Source organism: Chitinophaga eiseniae, assembly GCF_012641265.1.
In the GTDB taxonomy this organism is placed as follows: domain Bacteria; phylum Bacteroidota; class Bacteroidia; order Chitinophagales; family Chitinophagaceae; genus Chitinophaga; species Chitinophaga eiseniae_A.
The window spans coordinates 1,100,603-1,123,681 of record NZ_JABAHZ010000001.1 but is presented as its reverse complement, the minus strand read 5'-3'; the positions used below and the strand labels follow the sequence as shown (position 1 = coordinate 1,123,681).

The 23,079-nt window shown below is 47.1% G+C and carries 18 protein-coding genes and 1 other RNA gene; 9 read left to right on the top strand and 10 right to left on the bottom strand.

The window, feature by feature from the left end; all coding sequences use genetic code 11:
- The first annotated feature begins 14 nt into the window (after positions 1–14).
- The 7 genes from rnr to HGH91_RS04350 all read left to right on the top strand — a co-directional run bounded on the left by rnr (position 15) and on the right by HGH91_RS04350 (position 8,462).
- Positions 15–3,050 (top strand): ribonuclease R, encoded by a 3,036-nt coding sequence (rnr, locus tag HGH91_RS31055; protein WP_211092194.1) that lies wholly within the window; start codon positions 15–17, stop codon positions 3,048–3,050.
- Positions 3,051–3,070: 20 nt separating this feature from the next.
- Entirely contained in the window at positions 3,071–4,042 is a 972-nt protein-coding gene (locus tag HGH91_RS04375; protein ID WP_168737211.1) for a polyprenyl synthetase family protein, read from the top strand.
- A gap of 182 nt (positions 4,043–4,224) precedes the next feature.
- Positions 4,225–5,865 (top strand): amino acid permease, encoded by a 1,641-nt coding sequence (locus tag HGH91_RS04370; protein ID WP_168737210.1) that lies wholly within the window; start codon positions 4,225–4,227, stop codon positions 5,863–5,865.
- 135 nt (positions 5,866–6,000) lie between these two features.
- Positions 6,001–6,465: a DoxX family protein gene (locus tag HGH91_RS04365; protein WP_168737209.1), complete on the top strand. Its 465-nt coding sequence runs from the start codon at positions 6,001–6,003 to the stop codon at positions 6,463–6,465.
- A 67-nt stretch (positions 6,466–6,532) separates the two neighbouring features.
- The gene (locus HGH91_RS04360; protein WP_168737208.1) at positions 6,533–7,582 is read left to right on the top strand and encodes a Smr/MutS family protein; all 1,050 of its coding nucleotides are present in this window, start codon (positions 6,533–6,535) and stop codon (positions 7,580–7,582) included.
- Positions 7,583–7,605: 23 nt separating this feature from the next.
- Positions 7,606–7,984, top strand: an RNA gene (gene rnpB / locus HGH91_RS04355) — RNase P RNA component class A.
- A 67-nt stretch (positions 7,985–8,051) separates the two neighbouring features.
- The gene (locus tag HGH91_RS04350; protein WP_168737207.1) at positions 8,052–8,462 is read left to right on the top strand and encodes a DUF4870 domain-containing protein; all 411 of its coding nucleotides are present in this window, start codon (positions 8,052–8,054) and stop codon (positions 8,460–8,462) included.
- 73 nt (positions 8,463–8,535) lie between these two features.
- Here HGH91_RS04350 and HGH91_RS04345 read toward each other — a convergent pair whose 3' ends face one another.
- Positions 8,536–10,233, bottom strand: a complete 1,698-nt coding sequence (locus HGH91_RS04345; RefSeq protein ID WP_211092193.1) for a S8 family peptidase — start codon at positions 10,231–10,233, stop codon at positions 8,536–8,538.
- Between the two features lie 371 nt (positions 10,234–10,604).
- Between HGH91_RS04345 and HGH91_RS04340 the strand changes: the two genes are divergently transcribed.
- Positions 10,605–11,138 carry a histidine phosphatase family protein gene (locus HGH91_RS04340; protein WP_168737206.1) on the top strand — a complete coding sequence of 178 codons (534 nt, stop codon included), beginning with the start codon at positions 10,605–10,607 and terminating at the stop codon, positions 11,136–11,138.
- Between the two features lie 374 nt (positions 11,139–11,512).
- Here the strand turns inward: HGH91_RS04340 and HGH91_RS04335 are convergent, their stop codons facing one another.
- The 9 genes from HGH91_RS04335 to panC form a co-directional block, all read right to left on the bottom strand.
- Positions 11,513–13,042 (bottom strand): aldehyde dehydrogenase family protein, encoded by a 1,530-nt coding sequence (locus HGH91_RS04335; protein ID WP_168737205.1) that lies wholly within the window; start codon positions 13,040–13,042, stop codon positions 11,513–11,515.
- A gap of 24 nt (positions 13,043–13,066) precedes the next feature.
- Positions 13,067–13,957 carry a DUF1338 domain-containing protein gene (locus tag HGH91_RS04330; RefSeq protein WP_168737204.1) on the bottom strand — a complete coding sequence of 297 codons (891 nt, stop codon included), beginning with the start codon at positions 13,955–13,957 and terminating at the stop codon, positions 13,067–13,069.
- Positions 13,958–14,045: 88 nt separating this feature from the next.
- Complete coding sequence (locus HGH91_RS04325) at positions 14,046–15,116, bottom strand: saccharopine dehydrogenase family protein (protein WP_168737203.1); 1,071 nt, start codon at positions 15,114–15,116, stop codon at positions 14,046–14,048.
- Positions 15,117–15,568: 452 nt separating this feature from the next.
- On the bottom strand, positions 15,569–16,384 hold the full coding sequence (gene panB, locus HGH91_RS04320; protein ID WP_168737202.1) for a 3-methyl-2-oxobutanoate hydroxymethyltransferase: 816 nt from the start codon (positions 16,382–16,384) through the stop codon (positions 15,569–15,571).
- Between the two features lie 79 nt (positions 16,385–16,463).
- Positions 16,464–17,354: an exopolyphosphatase gene (locus tag HGH91_RS04315; protein WP_168737201.1), complete on the bottom strand. Its 891-nt coding sequence runs from the start codon at positions 17,352–17,354 to the stop codon at positions 16,464–16,466.
- Positions 17,355–17,398: 44 nt separating this feature from the next.
- Positions 17,399–19,546: a polyphosphate kinase 1 gene (gene ppk1 / locus HGH91_RS04310; protein ID WP_168737200.1), complete on the bottom strand. Its 2,148-nt coding sequence runs from the start codon at positions 19,544–19,546 to the stop codon at positions 17,399–17,401.
- Positions 19,547–19,738: 192 nt separating this feature from the next.
- Entirely contained in the window at positions 19,739–20,764 is a 1,026-nt protein-coding gene (locus tag HGH91_RS04305) for a lysylphosphatidylglycerol synthase transmembrane domain-containing protein (protein WP_168737199.1), read from the bottom strand.
- 37 nt (positions 20,765–20,801) lie between these two features.
- Positions 20,802–21,146 (bottom strand): aspartate 1-decarboxylase, encoded by a 345-nt coding sequence (gene panD / locus HGH91_RS04300; RefSeq protein ID WP_133811105.1) that lies wholly within the window; start codon positions 21,144–21,146, stop codon positions 20,802–20,804.
- A 120-nt stretch (positions 21,147–21,266) separates the two neighbouring features.
- The gene (gene panC, locus HGH91_RS04295) at positions 21,267–22,130 is read right to left on the bottom strand and encodes a pantoate--beta-alanine ligase (RefSeq protein ID WP_168737198.1); all 864 of its coding nucleotides are present in this window, start codon (positions 22,128–22,130) and stop codon (positions 21,267–21,269) included.
- A 109-nt stretch (positions 22,131–22,239) separates the two neighbouring features.
- On the opposite strand from panC, the gene HGH91_RS04290 reads away from it, so the two are divergent.
- Complete coding sequence (locus HGH91_RS04290) at positions 22,240–23,058, top strand: glycogen/starch synthase (protein ID WP_168737197.1); 819 nt, start codon at positions 22,240–22,242, stop codon at positions 23,056–23,058.
- Positions 23,059–23,079 lie beyond the last annotated feature (21 nt).

The window sequence follows — 23,079 nt, the reverse complement described above, 5'->3', positions numbered from 1 at the left end:
AACTTACGACTAACATGAGTAGAAAAAAGAAAAATAAAAAAGGGAGTCATCACCATAACCACCAAAATACCCAGAAGAAAACCTTTAAAGGCATTGTGGAAGTAACAAAGTCAGGAATGGCTTTTGTAATCGTGGAAGGCCTGACCAAAGATATCATGGTGAAGCAGAAAAACCTGCAGACCGCCCTCGACAGGGATGAAGTACTGGTAGATGTATTGAAGCAAGATCGTAACAATGGCACCCGCATGGAAGGCATTGTAACAGACATCCTTAAACGAAATAAAACCGAATTTACCGGCACCCTCCAGGTCAGCAAGAGCTTTGCTTTCCTGATCCCTGAAAAGGGATTGTTTATGCCGGATATTTATATCCCCGCCAATTCCCTCGGAACTGCCAAGAGCGGCGATAAAGCTGTGGTGAAAATAGTGGCCTGGGGCGAGAAATCCCGCAAACCGGTAGGCGAAATCATAGAAATACTGGACGCTACCAATACCAACGACCTGGCGATGAAGGAAATCCTCATCGAAGCAGGCTTCCCGCTCAACTTCCCCAAAGAAGTCATGGCCGAGTTAGACCATCTCCAGGAAAATATAACGGAAACGGAAGTACGTAATCGCAAGGATATCCGCAAATTTCTCACCATGACCATCGACCCGGTGGATGCAAAGGATTTTGATGATGCCATTTCCCTTCGCCTGTTGAAAAGCGGGCTGTATGAGGTAGGCGTACACATCGCAGACGTAAGTCATTATGTATTGCCCGGAACGGAACTGGATAAGGAGGCCGATAAACGCGCCACGTCGGTATACCTGCCAGACAGGGTGCTGCCGATGTTGCCCGAAAAAATATCCAATGAACTTTGCTCCCTGCGCCCGCATGAAGATAAACTCACCTTCTCGGCCATGTTCCAGATGACCGATAAAGGAGAAATAAAACAACACTGGATTGGGCGGACGGTCATTCATTCCGACCATCGCTTTACCTATGAAGAGGTACAGGATATTATAGAAACGAAAGAAGGTCTTTACCGGAATGAAGTACTGCTGCTGAACAGGATTGCTCAAAACCTCCGTGCACAACGTTTTGAGAAGGGAGCTATCAACTTCTCTTCCCAGGAAGTACGTTTTAAACTGGATGAAACAGGTAAGCCCATTGGGATTGTGGTCAAAGAAAGCAAGGAAGCCCACCAGCTGATCGAAGAGTTTATGCTGCTGGCCAATAAAACCATTGCAGCCTTTGTAGCAAAACTGAGAATTAATAAACAGCCTATTCCTTTCCCATATCGCGTGCATGATACGCCGGATCCGGAAAAGTTGAAAACCTTTGCCCTGTTTGCAGGCAAGTTTGGTTACAAATTCGATCTCAGCGGGCCGGAAACCATTGCGGAATCATTTAATAATATGCTGGCCCGGGTAAAAGGCCGGCCGGAACAGCCGGTGCTGGAAACGCTCGGTATCCGTACCATGGCGAAGGCTATTTATACGGTAGATAACATAGGCCACTATGGCCTCGGCTTTGAAGATTATTGCCACTTTACCTCGCCTATACGTCGCTACCCCGACGTACTGGTGCATCGCGTACTGGCAGAATGCCTGGCCAACAGCGTACGCCCCGATAAGCAAATGGAGCAGAAATGCAAACACAGCTCGGAGATGGAACGTAAGGCTATGGAAGCAGAAAGAGCCGGTAATAAATATAAACAGGTGGAATACATGCAGCAGTTCATTGGTCACACCTTTGAAGGCGTGATCAGTGGCGTGGCGCATTTCGGCTTCTGGGTGGAAACCATGGATACCAAATGCGAAGGACTGATCAGTATTCATAACCTCAACAGGCGGGAAGATTTTCAGTACAACGAAGGAGAATACGCCCTGGTGGGACAACGCACCGGTCGCAAGTTTCGTATAGGCGAGAAGGTAAGTATCCGGGTGGTAGCATCCAACCTGGCCAAACGCCAGCTGGACTATGACCTGGAAGATGAACTCACCGGCACAGGTGTACCTGCCGCTCCTGGCGCCTTCCAACCTAAGCGCCGTGATGAACAACGCAGGGAACAACGTCGCGATGAACGTAAACGGAAAAAAGAAAAATTCCGTGCCGACAAGCAACGCAGACCATGGGAACATGCACCCGCGCCTAAAACACATGAAGCGCCCCGCATTGAGGCAGAGCCAGTGCCAGTAGTAGACCAGGTGGTGGCAGAAACCCATATGGTGCCCGTTACGCCTGTAACAGAGCCGGTTAATCCTGTAGTGTCTCAACCTGCTGCGCGGGAAAAGAAAGCGAAGAAACAGAAAGAACAAAAGCCCGTCACAGTAACAGCTGCGCCTGCGCCAGTAGGCACTCCTGCACCGGAACCAGCAAAACCTGCTACACCAGCACCTGTTAAGGAGACGGCTGTTAGTAAGGAAGAAGTGAAAGCGCCGGTGAAGAAAGCTATTGATAAAGTAGCCGCTAAGCCAGTTACTGCAGCGAAAGCACCAGCCAGGAAAACAACGGCGAAGCCGGCTGCTAAACCTGCTCCGGTAGCAAAAACACCAGCTAAGAAAGCCGCTGTAACCAAAGCGCCTGCGAAGAAAGCGGTGGCAAAAGTAGCTGCTAAACCGGCGAAGAAAGCTGCTGTAACCAAAGCGCCAGTAAAAAAAGCAACGGCAAAAGTGGCTGCCAAACCGGCTAAGAAAGCCGCTGTAACGAAAGCACCTGCGAAGAAAGCAGTGGTAAAAGTGGCTGCTAAACCGGCTAAGAAAGCCACTGTAACGAAAGTGCCTGCGAAGAAAGCAACGGCAAAAGTAGCTGCTAAACCAGCTAAGAAAGCCAATGTAGCTAAAGCGCCTGTGAAGAAAGCGGTGGCAAAAGTAGCTGCTAAACCGGCTAAGAAAACCACGGTGGCCAAAGCACCCGCGAAGAAAGTAGCTCCTAAACCCGCGAAGAAAGCTGCAGTAACCAAAGCGCCTGCAAAGAAAGCGGTGGCGAAAGTGGCTACCAAAGCAGCTAAAAAAGCAAACGCTAAACCGGTCAATAAAAAAACAACAAAGAAAAAGAGTAAATAATAAAATCCGAGCCAAGAGTGATGCAGTCATTTCAAGATTTAATAGCCCAGTTTAGTCAACATTTTAATCAGCAACATTTTCCGGAACACCCCCGGAAACTGTATGACGCGGCCTCTCATATTTTGGGAATAGGTGGTAAAAGAATCCGGCCGGTATTGTGTTTGATGGGAAATGAGTTGTTTGATGCCCTGCGCCCGGATGCATTGGAAGTGGGAAGCGCTGTTGAACTTTTCCATAATTTCACCCTGGTGCATGATGATATCATGGATAAAGCGCCGCTTCGTCGCGGTAAGCCCACGGTACATACGGTGTATGGCGACCCGGCCGCTATCCTGGCCGGCGATGTGATGCTGATCAATGTATACGAACGCCTGAACAAGGTACAGGCACATTACAAACAAAAGATCATCAGCGTTTTTAATAAAGCGGCTATCGAAGTATGCGAAGGTCAGCAGCTGGACATGGACTTCGAAACCATGGACCCGGAAGCGGTGCAATACGATGACTATGTAAACATGATTGGCCTTAAAACTTCGGTATTGCTGGCCGCCAGCCTGCAGCTGGGCGCTATCATCGGCGGCGCCGGAGAGGGCAACCAGCAACACCTGTATAACTTCGGCAAAAATGTAGGTATTGCTTTCCAGATCCAGGACGACTACCTCGATGCTTTCGGAGATCCCGAAAAATTTGGAAAACAACAGGGAGGCGATATCCTGGTGAATAAGAAAACGTTCCTTTTACTCAAGGCTTTTGAACTGTGCAATGCAGCGCAAAAGGCTGAACTGATCCGGTTAATGGAAACATCGCCGGCAAACAAGGTAGAAAGGGTATTGGAGCTGTTCCGCGCCTGCAAGGTAGATGAGTGGGCCGAAAAGGAAAAAGAACGCTTTACCCAGCTGGCCTTCCAGAGCCTCGATCATATCGCAGTACTGTCGTCCCGCAAGGCGCCGCTGATGGATCTGGCCAACTACCTGTTAAACCGCCAGCAATAAGTTTTGTATTCAAATTCGCGTTATATTCGCGCTTGTCTTATTCAGGATGAAAGTGAGAATGCTGTTTACACTGATTTTTTTCTGAAAGATTTAATCAGGGTAATCAGCATTTTTATTTTACCAGGACAGGATTTTTTTAAATTACATTAAAAGCCAAACTGTAACACGTAATTCCTTAGCCAATGTCTAATTCGCTGTTTCGAAAAAAATCGCTTGCCACTATTTTAAAAGATGCCAAAGATGGATTGGCAGACGGTCATGAAACAGGGGGGATGCATAAAGTGCTGAAAGTAAAGGACCTTACTGCCATGGGAATTGCGGCGGTTATTGGCGCCGGTATCTTTTCCACCATCGGGGAAGCTTCTTTCCATGGTGGTCCGGGCGTATCCCTGTTATTTGTGATTACTGCGATTACCTGTGGATTTTCCGCCCTCTGTTACGCCGAATTTGCCTCCCGGGTACCGGTATCCGGTAGTGCCTATACTTACTCTTACGTTACTTTTGGAGAATTAGCCGCCTGGGTGATAGGTTGGGCGCTGATCCTGGAATATGCTATCGGGAATATCGCCGTGGCCATTTCCTGGAGCGGGTATTTCAATAACCTCCTTGGGGGCCTGGGATTGAGCCTGCCGCCCTGGCTGGCCAGCAACTACGACAGTGCCAGTCCTGCCCTGATAGCCGCAGCCCCGCATATTGCCGGTATCCCGATAATTCTTAACCTGCCCGCCTTTATCATCGTGGTAATTGTTACTTACCTGGCTTATGTAGGTATCCAGGAAAGTAAACGGAGCGCCAACTTCATGGTGGCCCTCAAAATACTGGTGATCCTCTTTGTCATCGTAGTAGGTTTTTTCTACGTAAATAAGGCCAATTGGTCGCCTTTTATGCCTAATGGGTTCTCCGGTGTCATGAAGGGGGTATCGGCCGTATTTTTCGCTTATATTGGCTTTGACGCAGTTAGTACTACTGCGGAAGAGTGTGCCAACCCACAGCGGGATTTGCCCAAAGGCATGATTTATTCCCTTATTATCTGTACGGTATTATATGTGCTGATTTCTTTTGTGCTGACAGGTATGGTGCCGTTTTATAACCTGAAGGTAGATGACCCCCTGGCATTCGTTTTTGACCAGGTACATTTACCATGGATCAGCTACCTCATATCTGTGAGTGCAGTGGTGGCTACCACCAGCGTATTGCTGGTGTTCCAGATTGGTCAGCCCCGTATCTGGATGAGCATGAGCCGCGATGGGTTATTGCCCCGCCGGTTTAGCACGATCCACCGCCGGTTTAAAACGCCTTCCTACGCTACTATTATAACCGGCTTGCTGGTAGGTATCCCGGCGCTGTTCCTCAACCTGACGATTGTAACAGACCTCACCAGCATCGGTACCCTGTTTGCCTTTATCCTGGTATGCGGCGGCGTATTGCTGCTTCCCCGGGAGGAAAAAGCTGCTACCAAACGCTTTCAACTGCCTTATATCAACGGGCAATGGATTGTTCCAGCACTGGTAGTCGGTCTGATTATCCTGTTTAACAAAGAAATATTAATCAAACTGTCTATGGAAGGAGGGTGGAATGTATGGAAACATAATATTCCTTTCTACCTGTTTGTGGTGGTAACCCTGATCATTTCCTACCTCTCCGTTACCCGCAAACTCTCGTTGATACCGGTATTAGGTATGCTAAGCTGCTTTTACCTGATGACAGAAATAGCCTTGAAGAACTGGATCGTATTTTCTATCTGGCTGGCGATAGGCTTAGTGATTTACATAGGCTATAGCTATTCGCATAGTAAACTGGCGGTAAAGGAAAAACAGGCGTAAGCCGTACTTTATACATAATTACGGGGAGATGAGAACTGGTTACCTGTTCTCATCTCCCCGTAATAGTTATATGCATTCCGCTTTTCCCTTTTTCGTAACTTCACAGTAGCTCTTTGATCTTAAAATTTATATTTTATGAACATGCTACAACGGGTTGAACACTGGGGCGATACTCATAGCCCCAATTGGCTGAGTGCAGTACGCATTCTGCTGGGCGTATTTCTCATGGGAATGGGTGTCCTGTTTGTGATGGACAGAGATGCTTTGGTGTCTATGATCAGTCAGCGGCCTACAATGGCGGCCATGTCGATCATACTGGGGCACTATATTGTATTTGCTCACACGGTTGGCGGTTTATTCATAGCCATGGGGCTGGTGACACGGTTTTCCGTGATCGTCAACATACCCATCCTTCTGGGCGCCGTTTTCTTTGTACATTCTCCTACCAGGTTATTTAATGTATATCCTTCTACAGGCCTTGCAATCATAGTGCTCCTGTTACTGATTGTCTTCCTGGTGGAAGGAAGCGGCCGCATTTCTGTCGATGACTATATGCGCCGGCATCCGGAAAAACGCAACCACAAGTATATCGACTTCTGATATTCCGGATATCTGTGGCCCGCATATCCTTTCAAATTTCTATTTTTGCAGTCTGAAGAATGCAATTATGAAATACCAAATAGGCGACAGGATACTGCTGTTGAGCTCAAAAGAAGAAGGAACGGTTGTTGAACTGGTGAATGATAACATGGTAATGATCGAGATAAAAGGGACATCTTTCCCGGTGTATCTCGACCAGATAGACTTCCCATATTTCCATCGTTTTACCCAGCAGAAGCTGGTAAAGGAAAAGCCGCGGCTCATTCCCGGCGATGAAATCAAAGTAGACAGAAGCAAGTATGAAGTGTTTAAAACAGATAAAGGCATGTTCCTGTCTGTTTTACCGGTATACCAGATGGACGGTTTAGATGAAACAGTGAAACTGATGAAGTTTCACCTGTTCAACGATACTCCGCATGCCATGCGTTTCTATTTTCAGATCTGGCTGAACAATCAGCTGGATCTGGAAATAAAGAATGAGATCCAGCCTTACAATCATTTCTACCTGGCAGACCTGCTGTTTGAATCACTGAACGACAATCCCCGTTTCGAGTTTACTTTCTTCCTGAAAGAGCCACAACCCAAGCTGGCTACTTCTGTGAAGAAAACCTGGAGAATAAAGGCAAAACAAATGTTTGTGCAGCTGGAACAGCTGCGTACCAAGGCAGAAGCCACTATTACCTATCCTTTATTTGATAAATTTCCGGAGAAAGAACCAGAACCGGAGCCCACACCGGAGCAGCCTAAAAAGAAGGCGCCCGTTACCACTATCGGATCCGGGAACTTTGCCAGCCTGTTGAGCAAAATACAGCTGCAGCCTGAAACTTCGCTGACTCCCAAACAGGAGGTAGACTTGCATATAGAAGCGCTGGAAAAAAACTGGAAAGGTTTGAGCAATATTGCCATCCTGGCTATCCAGCTCAATGCTTTTCAACGGTACCTGGAACTGGCTATCAGTCACCATCAGCACAACCTGGTAGTGATTCATGGCGTGGGTAAAGGAAAGTTGCGGGATGAAATTCACCAGGTATTGCGACAAACGCCGGAAGTGGCCAACTTCGTTAATCAATACCACGCCAAATATGGATATGGCGCTACAGAAATAACGTTTAGGTAATATTTTCTTACCTTCGCGCCTCAACTACAAACCGTGCTATCGTTTCGCTGACTTGTTCAGCGAAAAGGAAAGTCCGGACAGCGCAGAGCAACGCACCACCTAACGGGTGGGGCCTCCATCATTGGTGGAGGCACAGCAAGTGCCACAGAAAATAACCGCCTCTACCCCGGTAGAGGTAAGGGTGAAAATGTGGGGTAAGCGCCCACGGTGCAGGCAGGTAACTGTTTGTGCGGGTAAACCTTGCGTGCTGAAATGCCATGTATACGGTCGCCTGAGGGCTGCTCGCCCGATGACCGAGGGTAGGCAGATACAGGCAACGTGCGAACGTTGCCGCAGATAAATGATAGCAGCCCTCCGCGAAAGCGGGGGGAACAGAATCCGGCTTACAGGTTTGTAGTTTTTTTCTTCTTCTCTTTTGATATGCTAAAATAAGCTGTTAACTTCCCTTTAATATTTAATCTTATATTTTATGAATCCTAAAGAAGAACGTACCTGGAGTACCTTTATTCACCTGGGCGGCCTTATTGGTATGTGGATTATCCCTACTGTAGGCAATATTATCGGGGCGCTGGTACTATGGCTGATTAAACGCAATGATTCCCATGTAGTGGACGATCAGGGCAAGGAAGCTGTGAATTTCCAGATCACTTATAGCCTGGCTGTTATTGCCGCCAAAATCGTTGAAAATATCCTGTATGGCATCTGGTCAGTGGCTACGTTTTGGTCACGGCCCTGGTGGAATTTCAGTTTTACCTGGGGATGGGGAAGCCTGGTGCAGATATTATGGTTCCTCAATATTATTTTCAGCATCGTGGCAGCAGTACGGGCCAATGAGGGCAAGGTATACCGCTATCCCCTCAGCCTGCGCCTCGTTAAATAAAAAGCATTAAAAATAAAAAGACCTGGCTGATGATCTTATCGCAGCCAGGTCTTTTTAGTATGATGGATACTGATTAGTTCTTTTTGATCGGTTTCACTTTCGCCTTGTGTTGTTTCTTTCCTTTTACATTTTCTCCCTTAATAGTAGCCGCCAGCTTCAACGCTTCATAAGCATTTACCAGGCCCCCGGTAACAGATAAATCTGAAAAAGCAATTTTTTCATCGCTGCTGCCTGGTTTGTTAACCATGGTAGAACCATCCGGCAGCGGGGTAGCACTCTTTTCGAGCACATACTTCAGTTGTTTGGCACTCAGTTCGGGGTAATAGGAGAGTACTAATGCCGCCACGCCTGCTACTACCGGGCTGGCCATGCTGGTACCGCTGGCAGAACCGTATTTGTTGCCACCCGGGATCGTAGAATAGATTTGCACGCCCGGTGCAAACAGGTCTACTTCTTTCTTGCCATAGTTGGAGAAGCTCGCCACTTTATCAGGCATGGTGCCGGTACTGATGGCACCTACGGTGATAAAGTTGGCAGCCCGGCTCCCGTCGAGGTAGTTCGGGTTAGGGTAGTTGGCAACGGAATCGTTGTTGGCGCCATCATTACCAGCGGCATGCACCAGTAATACCCCTTTTTCTTCTGCATATTTCACGGCGGCATCTACCCATTCTTTATGAGGAGAGAAGGGCTTGCCGAAGCTCATATTGATAATCTGTGCGCCGTTATCCACTGCATAGCGGATAGCCAGGGCCACGTCTTTATCTCTTTCATCGCCGTCAGGAACCGCTTTTACGGCCATGATACGCACATTGTCGGCTACGCCGTCGATACCTACGCCATTATTCCTGGAGGCGGCAATAATGCCGGATACATGTGTTCCATGGAAGCCGAAAGTACCCATCACATCCTTGTTGCCGTATTTGTTGTCGTTGATATCTTCGAGGTTGTCGCCTACAATCCTTTCGCGGTTAGCGTTGGGCAGTACATCGGTGGCTTCTGCCTTACGTTTCAGCTCATTCATGTACTCATCGAACTCCATTTTGAACTCGCCGAAAGTAGCTGGTTCATCGCCGGCGCTTTTCAACAGGCGACTCATGAAGTTGCGGGCCAGCAGCACATCCTGGTTGGTAGTTTGGATACTGTCCAGTTGCGCTACATTGAAATCGTCTTTACCCAGGTAGTTTTTCAGGATGGTTTCACATTTGTTCACGTTTTCCTGGAGCTTGGACATGCTCTTGTATTGCACCTTAAACTGGGAGTTCGGCTTTTCCACTTTCGATTGCAATTGCTGCCAAATAGTATATTCCTTCGAATCTTTTGCCAGCGAGGAATCAGGATTGCCATATTTGGTTTTATAGCGATAGTATTCGCGGGCTGCTTCTTCAGAGTCTTCTTTCAGACTTGAGCCGTCCTTGCCTCCGAGGAAGTTCCAGCCATGAACATCGTCGATATAGCCATTGTGGTCGTCATCCTTGCCATTGCCGGGTATTTCCCGCGGATTGGTCCACAATATGTTCTTCAGGTCTTCATGCAGGGTATCGATACCCGAATCGATCACGGCTACAATGACCGGGGTACTTTTCTTCCCTTTTAACAATTCTTTATAAGCTTTTTCGGTAGACGTACCGAACACACTATCGGTATCGTAGCTTAAGAGTTGCCAGTTTTTGGGGACCTGGACTTTACTTTGTGCATCGGCGCTTGTTGTAAATGCAGTCATCAACGCAACGCAGCCTGCAAGGGCCGCTACCTCTCGACTAAACAATTTCATGTTCAATAATTTTCCCTATAAAAAACAACTAAAAATATCTTGATGATAAACGATAAAGGTATAGAAAAAGCGGTATAACATTAAATTTTAATGATAAACGCGCTATTTATTGGTTGATTGGAGAATGGAAGGACAGGAGCAGTAGGATAACAGTGAAAGGAGTGACTTAACGGGAAATGCCATTCTTATCTTGATAAAGTAGCCTGCCAGCACTGGCAGCCACCTGTCATAATGTGGTTGATGATCGATGAAAAGCAACGTAGTTTTGGGTTGTTCCTGATACACATTATACCTGCTCTTCTACCATATCTAACCGGGATTCTATCTTTTTTTTTACTGGTATCCATTTTTCATTTATTAAATCTATCGTCATGTTTAAAGCAGTTCTGATGGCCACTTTGCTGGCTACTGGTTTGCGGGTGTCTGCGGGAGAACCCCAGGTAACCACCCTTGTTTTCGTGAACGCAGGTGAAATGGAAGTTTCTACCTCTACTGATGCCAACCTGAGCACCACCGGGCAGGAGCAAGCCAATCAATTGGTGTCCTCGCTGGATGGAATGGACATTTCCGCCATTTACACCACTTTTGTGAATCGTGCTGTAGAAACAGTTACCCCGCTGGCAAAAGCCAGGATGAAGCAACTGGACTATTTCAAATTGACTGATGACCCAGAGCAGGCCGCCAGCGTATTTAACGACTTGATAAAGAGAAATAAAGGCAAAACCATTGTTATTTGCAGTGATCCGGAAAATATTACTGCGATGATTTATCGTACCGGTTTAAGGGGAAAAGAGATCAAAACCCTTTATGACAAAGGATGCGGACATGTTTTGATAGTGAAACAGAGCAGCAATAACGCACCCGTAGCACAAAAGTTGAATATGAATATTCAAAAAAAAGTTTAATATTTATATCCAGAAGAGTATTTAATGGCTTCCGGCCATTTTTACTTTTCTCATAAGCATGGTTTCCGTTTAACGAAAAGCGGGGTTCTCTAACCTCGCTACTATTTTTAAAACTGTGCACGCAGTATGTAGAGTAAAGTGCAGCCCAGGTTGCGCAAAAAGAGTATTAGTCACGCATTTTATCAACCGCTTTTAAAAATCTGATCGGGTAGCAGTTCCAGTCATGAAAATTAAAAGCTCCGGGGCTACCGCCTCGGGGCTGGAATCCGAAAAAAAGCGAAAGCAGCTATCATAAAAGTAAAAAAGCTATTAAAACAAACGACCGGTGCGAATATCCGCACCGGTCGTTTGTTTTAATAGCTTTATGCCAATTCTTAGAAATCGAATTTGATTCCTTGTGCCAAAGGCAAGCTGGTAGAGTAGTTGATCGTATTGGTCTGACGGCGCATATAGGCTCTCCATGCATCGGAGCCGCTTTCGCGACCACCACCGGTTTCTTTTTCACCCCCGAAAGCACCGCCGATTTCTGCACCGGAAGTACCGATATTGACGTTGGCAATACCGCAATCAGATCCCGCATGGGAGAGGAATTGCTCCGCTTCCCGGAGGTTGAGGGTCATGATGGCAGAGGAAAGCCCTTGCGGTACATCATTCTGCATAGCAATAGCCTCCGCCAGGGTCTTGTATTTCATCACATACAGGATGGGGGCAAAGGTTTCATGCTGAACAATCGCGTAGATATTTTCCACAGCGGCAATGCAAGGTTTCACATAGCAACCGGATTCGTATCCTGCCCCGGAAAGCACACCCCCTTCTACGAGGAAACTGCCTCCCTGTGCTTTTACCTGTTCAATGGAATCCAGGTAAGCGTTAACAGCCGCTTTATCAATCAATGGGCCTACATGGTTATGCTGATCCAGCGGGTTACCGATGCGCAGCTGTGAATAGGCTTTTACCAGCCTGGCGGTAAAGGCGTCGTATACGCTTTCGTGGATGATGAGCCTGCGGGTAGAGGTACAACGTTGCCCGGCAGTGCCCACGGCGCCAAATACAGCGCCAATGATAGACATATCGAGGTCGGCATCCTGCGAAATGATAATGGCGTTGTTGCCGCCTAATTCCAGCAGGGAGCGTCCCAAACGCTGTCCTACAGCTGCTCCTACAGCTTTACCCATGCGGGTGGAACCAGTAGCCGACACCAGCGGGATACGGGTGTCGTTCGACATCCATTCGCCGGCATCACGGTCGCCGATCACCAGGTTGCATACGCCTTCGGGTACCTTATTGGCGGCAAATACGGTGTCGACTATACGTTGACAAGCCAGTGCGGTCACCGGTGTTTTTTCTGAAGGCTTCCAGATACAAACGTTTCCGCAAACCCATGCCAGCATAGAGTTCCAGCTCCATACGGCTACCGGGAAATTGAAGGCGGAAATGATGCCGGTAATACCCAACGGATGCCACTGCTCATACATGCGGTGGCCCGGGCGTTCAGAGTGCATGGTTAACCCGTGCAATTGCCGCGATAATCCAACCGCAAAATCACAGATGTCGATCATCTCCTGTACTTCTCCATATCCTTCCTGCAGGCTCTTTCCCATTTCATAAGACACCAGTTTACCCAGGTGCTCTTTATGTTTACGCAAGGCTTCGCCAATCTGCCGCACAATTTCTCCTCTCTTGGGGGCAGGCCAGTGACGCCATTCTTTGAAGGCTTCCTGGGCGGTAGCTACGACCTGGTCGTAGTCTTCCCGGCTGGCGCCTTTTACTGCAGCAATTTTTTTATCATCTACCGGGGATACGGAGGTAATAGTAGCTCCGTGAGCTGGCAGCCAATGGGCGCCGGTGCTGACACCGCTTTGTTCACCCTGGATACCTAATGCTTTTAAAATATCTTCAACCATTGTCAGGTGTATTATAGAACTAAATTAGGAAGTTTTTTTTGTTTGAGCAGCGTAGGTACTTTCGAATATCTTATCGGCATTACCGGCTTCAAAGCCTTCCCGGCGGTGCTCGCGGCGGATTTCTCCGGCTGGCAGACCAGCAAATGCGGGGAGTACCTTCCTTTCGGCAAATTCAACGTAGGAGCCGGCAATATCCTGTTTTTCCCCGCCGGCAAATTCGGCGGTGATCATACGGGCTACGGTGGCGCTTTGCAGCAACATGCCATCCGGGCTGGTTTTGATTTTGCCCCCGGCATCATTCAGCCGGAAGCCGTGTTTCTCCAGAAAAGTATTGAAATCGGCTACTGTATTATATCCTGTCGGCAGGTTATGTACGCTCACGGTAAAATGGTTCAGGTAATAGCGATTGTAAATTACCCAGGCGGCATACTCACTTTCCGCCGCCAGCAGGTTGTAATCTGCTACGGTAGGGGTACGCCACAGGGCGCTGTGTAAAAAGGTATCTACAGCGGCGCTATTATCCAGGTTCAGTTGATCTACCGGGTCGCTGCTCACCTCGCGGGTATAGCTATGAATAATATCCTGCGCCTGCTGGCTGAGATCTTTCACCCGGAGTTCGCTGATAAAGATCCGCGGATACTGGGGCGCAGGCGGCGCATACCACCAGGCGTCCAGCTTTTTGGCGGCGAAATGGTAGTGGTCCATTTTCCGGTAGCCATAGTGCAGAAATATTTTTTCCAGCGAAGCTACCCCCAGCTGAGGAACTCCCATTGTTCTGAACGCAATATGATCGTTTTCGATATCATCTGCCTTCCGGATCATTCCTTCTTTTATCATGGCGGTAATCACTGCCGCCACATCCGGAACCCGCTGCTGATAGCGTTCCATCAGCCCATTTAATACATCTTTTAACATGGAGGATGCGTTTTTGCAATTAGCTGTTAGTATTTCTGGTAAAGAGGCCGCTCTTTACCGCAATTTACCAAGAGCAGATAGTTAAAAACTAATTATAATATACCGCAAAGCGGTTCTTGATCAAATCTCCGAACGCCACATCTTCCTGGCGAACAAAGCCGGTAGCCGGCAATTTGCCCTTGGCATGGAGGTCGATTACCGCGCAGGCAGCACCGGCGGTGGTAAGCTGGATAGCTGTGAAATCCTTGCCGGCAATAGCCTGGTTGTAGATCTTACGGGAGTAGGAGCGTTGTACCGAACGGCCATTTACGGTGCCGGAAACGGATACAAATACCAACACCACGTCCTGTGGGGTGAAAGGTATGCTATCTTCCATAATCTCCTTCAACATTTCTCTCTTTTTATTGAGTTTAAGCTCGTTGAGCAGGATTTTCATCAGGTTACAATGACCAGGATAACGTACGGTTTTATAGTCGAGGTTATATACTTTGTTATCCAGTATTTCAGCCAGGGCACCTAATCCGCCGGAGGTATTGAATGCTTCATATTCCACGCCATCGAGGGCAAAGCGTTCGTAGCCTTCCATTGGCATTACTTCCTTGCGTTCGCCTTCATGAATGGCATCGCAGGGGTTGCAATATTCGTTGATCAGGCCATCGGTACTCCAGGTAAGGTTATACATGAGGCTATTGGTAGGAAACTGGGGCAGGGCGCCAACTCGCAGGCGTACGGCATCCAGGGTATCGAATTGTTTGGCAATATCATGAGCGGCAATGCTTATAAATCCCGGCGCCAGGCCACACTGTGGCATAAAACTCACATTGGCTTTGGCGGCTATTTCCCGGATAGCATTGGTAGTAGCCACATCTTCTGTGAGGTCAAAATAGTGGGTGTTGGCTTTGGCTGCAGCAGTGGCAATTTTTACGTTCAGGTAAAAGGGACAGGCACTCAATACCATATCCTGGTCGGTTAATGCCTGCTCTAAGGCGGAAGCATCGTTTACATTCAGCAAGGTTTTGTGAATGCCCTCATCTGTACATTTTTGCAAAAGCCCTTCATTACTGTCTGCCAGGGTTACAGTATAGTCGCCAGACTGTTGCAGCAGGAAAGCTGCGGTTTCACCGATCTTGCCGGCGCCGATAATCATTACGCGTTTCATAATCTGTTTGGAATTATAGTGATGCGTGAAGCGGTTAGCTTCACCCGTTTAGTGAAAAAACATAGCCATTATTACACACTACGTATATCCGTTAACGTTATATTCCATGCAACAAACTTTTATGAATGATGACTGTTAGTTTATACCATGGAAAATACCGGTACAGCTGACGCCGATCATTCATTACAGGAATGCTGAAATGCAATACAGTTAACCGCTTGAGCGGTAGTGTAGCAAGAAAAATATGTAGGGAAGTTAAATGCCCTTTGTGCTACCTATGGCACATGGGAGCAGGTGCTCCGTAAATAGGAGAGAAGAGAAAGCTGTATGTTTAACAGGTGATTCATTCAACTTATAAAAGTGATGAACAAATATAAGTATTTGAAACGAAAGAAAAGCGATATCTATAAAAATAAACAGCCCCGCTTTTGGCAGGGCTGTAAAAAATGAGCTTAGTATTGTTCGTTGTCGTTCGGGAAATCTTTGGCTTTTACATCGTGGATATAAGCCTGGGTGGCTCCGTAGATTTCTGTATAGAGATCGAGGTAACGACGCAGGAAGCGTGGTTTGAACTCCTTATTGATACCCAGCATGTCGTGCATCACCAATACCTGGCCATCTACATATTTACCGGCGCCAATACCGATAATAGGAATTTCTACCGACTCGGCCACTGTTTTAGCCAGTGTGGCAGGGATTTTTTCCAGCACAATAGCGAAGCAACCAGCTTCCTGCAACAGTTTGGCGTCGTTGATCAGCTTATTGGCTTCGGCTTCTTCTGTAGCACGTACGGCGTAAGTGCCAAATTTGTAAATTGACTGGGGGGTAAGTCCCAGGTGACCCATTACCGGCACACCCGCGGAGATAATACGTTTTACGGATTCAATAATTTCTTCGCCGCCTTCTATTTTAATACCGTGTGCGCCGGTTTCCTTCATAATGCGGATCGCAGAGCTCAGCGCTTCCTTGGAATTGCCCTGGTACGAACCAAAAGGAAGATCTACTACCACAAAGCAACGTTTAATGGCTCTTACCACCGAAGCAGCATGGTAGATCATCTGATCTAATGTAATAGGCAGCGTGGTTTCATGACCGGCCATTACGTTGGAAGCAGAATCACCCACCAGTATGATATCAATGCCGGCATCATCAAAAATGCGGGCCATAGAATAATCGTATGCAGTGAGCATAGATATTCTTTCTCCGTCCACCTTCATCTTCTGTAGTACATGCGTGGTGATACGCTTAATTTCTTTATGGACTGACATAAGCAGTAGCTTTTAGCATTAAGGGCTGTTAGCAATAACCGCAAAGGTGGCAATATAAAAAGATAAAAGGAAATGTTTTTTATGTGCGGCTGACGGCTATTTCCTCGTAAAGTGCATGGATAAGGCCATCTGCCAGTCCGATCTTAGGAACGAAAATTTCCGGCGTATCGGCCCAGCGCATCACGTTTACGTAGATCTGCAAGGCAGGTACGATCACGTCGGCGCGGTCTTCCCGGAGGTTGTAGAGGTGAATACGTTCTTCTACAGTAAAGCTGCTGAATTCCTTGTAGTAATCTTTCAGCGTATCCAGTGATAGTGGTTTACCTTCTTTGCGTTTAGAGAGAGAGAATATTTTATTAATGTTGCCGCCGGAGCCGATCGCGTATACGGGACCGGCCCCTTTGAGCTGTTGTTTCAGAAAATCTTTCAGCTGCTGCCACTGTACGTCGGTCACCTGTTGCTGCAACAACCGGATCGTACCTATATTAAACGATTCTTTGAATACCTGTTTGCCGGCACTGAAGAGCGTGAGTTCTGTACTACCGCCACCTACGTCTATATAAAGATAAGACTTGGTGGTATCCAGGTGTTCGGCTACATGGTTCTCATAAATAAAAGCTGCTTCTTCCTGGCCGGAGATAATTTTAATATCGATACCCGTCGCTTCTTTTACCTGCTGCAGGATTTCGGGGCCATTGGTGGCATCCCGCATGGCTGAGGTGGCACAGGCCTTCAGGTATTTTACATCGTATACGTCGAGCAGGAGGCGATAGGATTTGATGGTATTGATGAGTTGTTCGGCCTTTTTCTCTGAGATGATATTGCTGGTAAATACGTCAAATCCCAGTCGCAGCGGTACCCTTACCAGATTCAGCTTGGTAAAGTCCATCACTCCGGAACTATTTGGCGATGCTTCAGAAATGAGTAATCTGGCAGCATTGGAGCCAATATCAATCGCAGCTAATTTCATCTGTCAGTCGTTAGATCAAAAACCAAAAGTAAAACATTTTAAATTTACAGGTATTGTTTTTCGTGCAGGTACCGGTAGATTTCTACCTGGGTACGGATCTTTTTATCCCCTTCTTTCTTGTATTGATTGGTTTGCTCATTATCCAGTATACGGGCTTTTACGTTGCCGCTCAGCTGTATCTGCATAATATCGATCAGCTCCTGTCGTATAGCCGGATCCGTTATCTGTACGGCGGCTTCTATGCGATGATCCAGGTTACGCACCATCCAGTCACAGGAGGCAATAAATACTTTCTCTGCCCCGCCATGATGGAAAATAAATACGCGGGCATGCTCCAGGTATTCATCTACAATACTGATGGCATTGATATTCTTCTTCCATTTTTTATTCTCCGTATAGGCGCAACAGATACCCCGGATCACCATCTTCACATCTACGCCCGCTTTGGCAGCTTCATACAACTTGGCAATCAGCATCGCATCCGAGAGCGAGTTCATTTTGATGGTAATGGCGGCCTTCTTCTTGTGTTTGGCGTTTTTAATTTCCCGGTCTATCAACCGCAGGAAGGTATCGCGCATGTTCAGCGGACTAACCGGCAGGGTTTTGCAGCCCTGTAGTATTTTGATATCATGCCGCGGACTTTCCAGGTAAGAGAAGATGCGGTTCATGTCGGCAATGATCAGGCGGTTGGCTGTTAACAGGCAATGATCGCCGTATACCCGCGCTGTTTTTTCATTGAGGTTGCCGGTGCTGATAAAGCCGCACTGAATGGTTTTGTTGCCAATCCGTTTTTTAATCACACAGAGCTTGGCATGTATCTTCATGTTGGGAATACCCAGCAATACTTTTACGCCTTCTTCTTCCAGCCGGGATTTCCAGTCGAGATTGGCTGCTTCATCAAAACGTGCACGCAGTTCCAGTACTACGGTTACCTGTTTACCGTTACGTACGGCATTCACCAGGGCATTGATAATTTTTGAATTACGGGCCAGCCTGTACGCAGTTATCTTGATTGCGGATACGTTGGGATCTATGGCGGCTTCCCTTAACAAGTCGATAATGGTATCGAAGCTATGGTAAGGGAAATGGAGCATCACATCCTGTTGCTGAATCACATGCATTACGCTGGGCGCATTTACAAACAGGGGATGGGTAAAGGTTTTGCGGTGTGTATGCGGGGGGAAGATAGATTCCGGGAAGTCCATAAAATCTTTGAAGTTATGGATGCGGGCTCCCGGGATGAGGTTATCTTTCCCCGATAATCCCTGCCGGCGCATCAGGTATTCCAGCAGCAGCGGGTCAATATCTTTGTCGTATACAAACCTTACCGGCTTGCCTTTACGCCTGTCTTTCAGGCCTTTTTCAATCTGGTGAATGAGGCTGTCGGAGATATCATTATCGATGTCCAGTTCCGCATCACGGGTCACTTTGATGATGTGTGCGGAAAATTTATCGTAACCAAAATAAACGAAGATGCTGGGTAAGCAGAAGCGTATCAGGTCTTCCAGCAGGATAATATCATGCTCTCCTGGTTTGGAGGGCAGAATGATAAAGCGGGGAAGTACGTTGGCAGGGATTTCTATCAACGCAAATTTCTGTCGCACCGAATTATCCTGGCGGGCCAGCACAATGGCCAGGTAAATGGACTTATCACGCAGGATGGGAAATTGTTGTATACTCTCGATCATGAGCGGGATGATGTTGGTACGTACCTGCTCATTGAAGTAATTGAGTACAAATTTCTGTTGTTCTTTATTGAGATGTTTTTCCGTGCGGAGGTAGATATGCTGCGCTTCCATTTCCGTGGCAATATCTTTCCATACCTGGTCAAATTCCCGTTGTTGTTCTATTACCCTGGCCTGGATTTCATCCAGTATTTTGTCGGGGTTTTCTTCGAGGTGCATTTTGGCTGATTTGCCAAAAGACATCATGCGTTTGAGGGTGGCTACGCGTACCCTGAAAAACTCGTCGAGGTTATTGGAAAAGATACCCAGGAAGCGAATGCGTTCGTGAAGGGGAACTGTTTTATCAGCTGCTTCCTGTAATACCCTGGCATTGAATGCCAGCCAGCTGATATCCCGGGCTATCATTTTTTTCTTTTCGGGAAGGGGCTTTTTCCGGGCAGTTTTTTTAGATACAATTACTTCAGGCATTGTCATGATATCGAGGTTCTCACTATTCTGCAAACGCATACTAACTAATTTACATTCAAAAAATTCACATCATACTAAAATACGATGATACGGCTTTCGCTTTAATTGAAGTATTAAATTAAAGTTAAAGAAAAACAGGATATTTCGTACGGTCAGGCATCTTTATAGGAAATAAAAAACGCCCCGTGTTAGCGGGGCGCTTCTAATCGATATCTTTCAGCTGGGGAGACACTAAGGCGTTACGGGCACGGCTTCTTTCTTTTTGTTATAGATAGGAAGGGCCACCAGGCTAACAAAGCCCAGGATGATCACCAGCATGGTTTGTGCCACCCAGATAATCCAGCCAAAGGCGAAGCCGATAGCTGAAGGGATGCTGTAGATTTCCAGCGTTTTCTGTACCAGTGGCTGATAGGCGCCGATACCGCCGGGCATAACGATCATGCCTACACTACCGATCATGAGCACGGCCAGGGCGGCGCTGATGCCCAGGTGGCTGGTTTCCTGGAGACAGAAAAAGCCAATATATACCTGGGAGAGGTAGCAGGACCAGATCAATACGGAATGGATAATGAACCATACTTTTTTCTTCCTTTCCATTTTGCCGATCGACAGGAAGCCTTCCGCAATGCCCCTGATCAGGCCTTTTACGGTGATAGCTATTTTGGAACGGGCAAAGCGGCGCAGCAACCATCCGAGTACCAGAATGGCCACGGCAACTATGATGATGCCTGCCAGCAGTTGCATGCCGTTGGCATGCGCTATCTTGTTGGAGATGGGCTGCAAAACGGTTTCATTTACCAGGGAGCCTAGAAGATCGAGCTGGGTTACCACGGTAAGGATCATGAGGAGAATAAGGCATACCAGGTCCACGGCGCGTTCGGCAATCATGGTGCCTACCAGTTTGTCGGCCGGTACTTTTTCATACTGGGCCAGTAAACCACAGCGGGTTACTTCTCCCAGGCGGGGTACGGCCAGGTTGGCGAGATAGCCCACCATCACGGCAAAGAAGGTGTTGAGGGTAGCAGGTTGATGGCCCAGGGGCTTCATCAGTAGCTTCCATCTTACGGCCCGGAACCAGTGACTGGCGATGCCGATGGTCATAGTAGGGATCAGCAGCCAATAGTTGGCTTTGCGCAGGGCCACTTTAATCTGGTCCCACTCTGCTGCATTGATATTCCTGGAGAACAGCCATATCAATAGCACCCCTATGCCGAAAAAGCAAACAAACTTAATGACGTTCTTAAGCGTTTTGGGCATGATCCAAAGTTGTTTAGGGTGTTAATAACAATAAGGGTTACAATTTATTCCCTTCTTTAGGGAAAATGGCAATAGGCGTATATTTTTTAGCTTCTTCAAAATCCATGGTGGCATAGGAAATAATAATCACAATGTCTCCAGGAGCTACCAGGCGGGCCGCAGGGCCATTCATACAAATGACGCCGGAACCGCGTTTTCCTTTGATGACATAGGTTTCCAGTCTTTCCCCGTTATTTACGTTTAATACCTGGACTTTTTCGTATTCGATTAAACCAGCAGCATCCATCAGGTCTTCGTCAATCGTAATGCTTCCAACATATTGCAGATTGGCTTCGGTAACTACTGCGCGGTGAATCTTACACTTTAAAATTTCGATTTGCATAATTTGTACTGGCTTAACGCTTATTAAAAGAGCGTCTGCAAAACTAGGAAAAAAATATGGAAGATCGAACAAGACATGCAGTCCTGGTGCAGCGTGCGCTGCATGTCTTGTTCCATAAGGCTAGAGGCTGCCCTTTAATATCATGTTGTCGATCAGGCGGACCCCGTCGAGCCAGGCGGCCAGTGCTACTACCACCGTGGCATCGCCGGGTGGCTGATCCAGGGGACGGAGCATACCGTTTTCCAACTGGAGTATGTCCACGTACTCCGGTTCAAAGCCCTCTTTTTTCAGGTGGTCGAAAGCCTCATGGGCTTCTTCCATGAAATAGAGGCCTTTACCAAAATTATTTTTGATGATCGTCAGTTCCTGGTAGATGGTGGTGGCCTTTTTGCGGGCGGCAGGGGAGAGCCGGGTATTGCGGCTGCTCATGGCCAGGCCGTCTTTTTCTCTTTCCGTAGGACACACGACCAGTTTCACAGGAGAATGGGTAATCTGGAGCAGGCGACGGATAATCAGGCACTGTTGCAAATCTTTTTGTCCCATAAAAAGCTGGTCTGGTTGCACAATATCCAGTAACTTGTGAACAATGCGGCCTACGCCCTGGAAATGCCCGGGCCGGAATTTACCTTCCAGGATGTTTTCCAGGTCGCCAAAGTCGTAATGCAGATCGCTTTCCAGTCCCTCCGGGTACATTTCTTCTACGGATGGTAAAAAAAGTATATCTGTCGATGCGTGATTTAATTTTTTAATATCCTCTTCAATGGTGATAGGATATTTTTCAAAATCTTTTGGATCATTGAATTGAGTTGGATTGACGAAGATGCTGCAAATGACCACGTCAGTATTTTTCCTGGCGGCCTGAATAAGTGACAGATGCCCATCGTGGAGGGCTCCCATAGTGGGCACAAATCCAATGCTTTTGTTGTTTTTTCTTACCAGGTCAAGATGCTTCTTCAGGTCCGTGCTGCGCTTAAATAGATACATAAATCATTGCTTAAAAGGATGTTAAAACTGACAGATTGGCCAATATTCCGTAAAAAATCCGTAATTTTGCAAGCCAAATTAAAATTACTGCATTAATAATCAGCGTTAAATGTCCACAAAGAAAAGAATTCTTTTTATTGCCCAAGAGATGTCGCCGTACCTGGAATTGAGTGATTACGCGAACATGGTCAATAAAATGGCAATTAAGTCCAATGAGGCTGGCCTGGAAGTGAGAGTGATCATGCCCAGATTTGGAATTATTAATGAGAGAAGACACCGTTTGCACGAAGTGGTAAGGTTGTCGGGTATCAACATTGTGATTGACGGGGATGATTACCCGTTGATTATCAAGGTGGCATCCCTTCCGAATGCCCGGTTGCAGGTTTACTTCCTGGATAATGAAGATTATTTTAAGCGGAAGACTGTATTTGCCGATGAAAACGAGGAGTTTTTTGACGATAATGCAGCCAGAGCTGTCTTCTTTTGCAAGGGAGCCCTGGAAACAGTGAAAAAGTTCGGATGGCCTCCGGACATTATTCATTGCAGTGGCTGGATGACCTCTCTGATACCGATGTATCTGAAAACGGCCTACAAGAAGGAGCCGGTTTTTGCCAACTCAAAAATCATATATTCGCTGACGCCTAACACGTTCAAAGAAAAGTTAGGCACCACCTTTGTGAAGAAAGCCACCATCAGTAACCAGATCAAAGAAAAGGATATGGAGCTGTTTAAGGATGGTACCAACACTGCCTTGAACAGGGGAGCTGCCAAATACGCAGATGCGGTGGTACTGGCGGGCGACAAGCTGGAAAAGAAAGTGGTGGATGAAGTAAAAGCAGAAAAGGGAAAGATAATTTTGCCTTTCAAGAAAGATAACGATGATCTTGGCGATTACCTCGCATTATACAACCAGTTGCTGGGTAAGTAGCTATTTCAAAGCATGTTCGGC

Coding starts and splice junctions, on each gene's coding strand:
- rnr (WP_211092194.1), top strand. CDS start 15: ATGAGTAGAAAAAAGAAAAATAAAAAAGGGAGTCATCACCATAACCAC.
- HGH91_RS04375 (WP_168737211.1), top strand. CDS start 3,071: ATGCAGTCATTTCAAGATTTAATAGCCCAGTTTAGTCAACATTTTAAT.
- HGH91_RS04370 (WP_168737210.1), top strand. CDS start 4,225: ATGTCTAATTCGCTGTTTCGAAAAAAATCGCTTGCCACTATTTTAAAA.
- HGH91_RS04365 (WP_168737209.1), top strand. CDS start 6,001: ATGAACATGCTACAACGGGTTGAACACTGGGGCGATACTCATAGCCCC.
- HGH91_RS04360 (WP_168737208.1), top strand. CDS start 6,533: ATGAAATACCAAATAGGCGACAGGATACTGCTGTTGAGCTCAAAAGAA.
- HGH91_RS04350 (WP_168737207.1), top strand. CDS start 8,052: ATGAATCCTAAAGAAGAACGTACCTGGAGTACCTTTATTCACCTGGGC.
- HGH91_RS04345 (WP_211092193.1), bottom strand. CDS start 10,233: ATGAAATTGTTTAGTCGAGAGGTAGCGGCCCTTGCAGGCTGCGTTGCG.
- HGH91_RS04340 (WP_168737206.1), top strand. CDS start 10,605: ATGTTTAAAGCAGTTCTGATGGCCACTTTGCTGGCTACTGGTTTGCGG.
- HGH91_RS04335 (WP_168737205.1), bottom strand. CDS start 13,042: ATGGTTGAAGATATTTTAAAAGCATTAGGTATCCAGGGTGAACAAAGC.
- HGH91_RS04330 (WP_168737204.1), bottom strand. CDS start 13,957: ATGTTAAAAGATGTATTAAATGGGCTGATGGAACGCTATCAGCAGCGG.
- HGH91_RS04325 (WP_168737203.1), bottom strand. CDS start 15,116: ATGAAACGCGTAATGATTATCGGCGCCGGCAAGATCGGTGAAACCGCA.
- panB (WP_168737202.1), bottom strand. CDS start 16,384: ATGTCAGTCCATAAAGAAATTAAGCGTATCACCACGCATGTACTACAG.
- HGH91_RS04315 (WP_168737201.1), bottom strand. CDS start 17,354: ATGAAATTAGCTGCGATTGATATTGGCTCCAATGCTGCCAGATTACTC.
- ppk1 (WP_168737200.1), bottom strand. CDS start 19,546: ATGCGTTTGCAGAATAGTGAGAACCTCGATATCATGACAATGCCTGAA.
- HGH91_RS04305 (WP_168737199.1), bottom strand. CDS start 20,764: ATGCCCAAAACGCTTAAGAACGTCATTAAGTTTGTTTGCTTTTTCGGC.
- panD (WP_133811105.1), bottom strand. CDS start 21,146: ATGCAAATCGAAATTTTAAAGTGTAAGATTCACCGCGCAGTAGTTACC.
- panC (WP_168737198.1), bottom strand. CDS start 22,130: ATGTATCTATTTAAGCGCAGCACGGACCTGAAGAAGCATCTTGACCTG.
- HGH91_RS04290 (WP_168737197.1), top strand. CDS start 22,240: ATGTCCACAAAGAAAAGAATTCTTTTTATTGCCCAAGAGATGTCGCCG.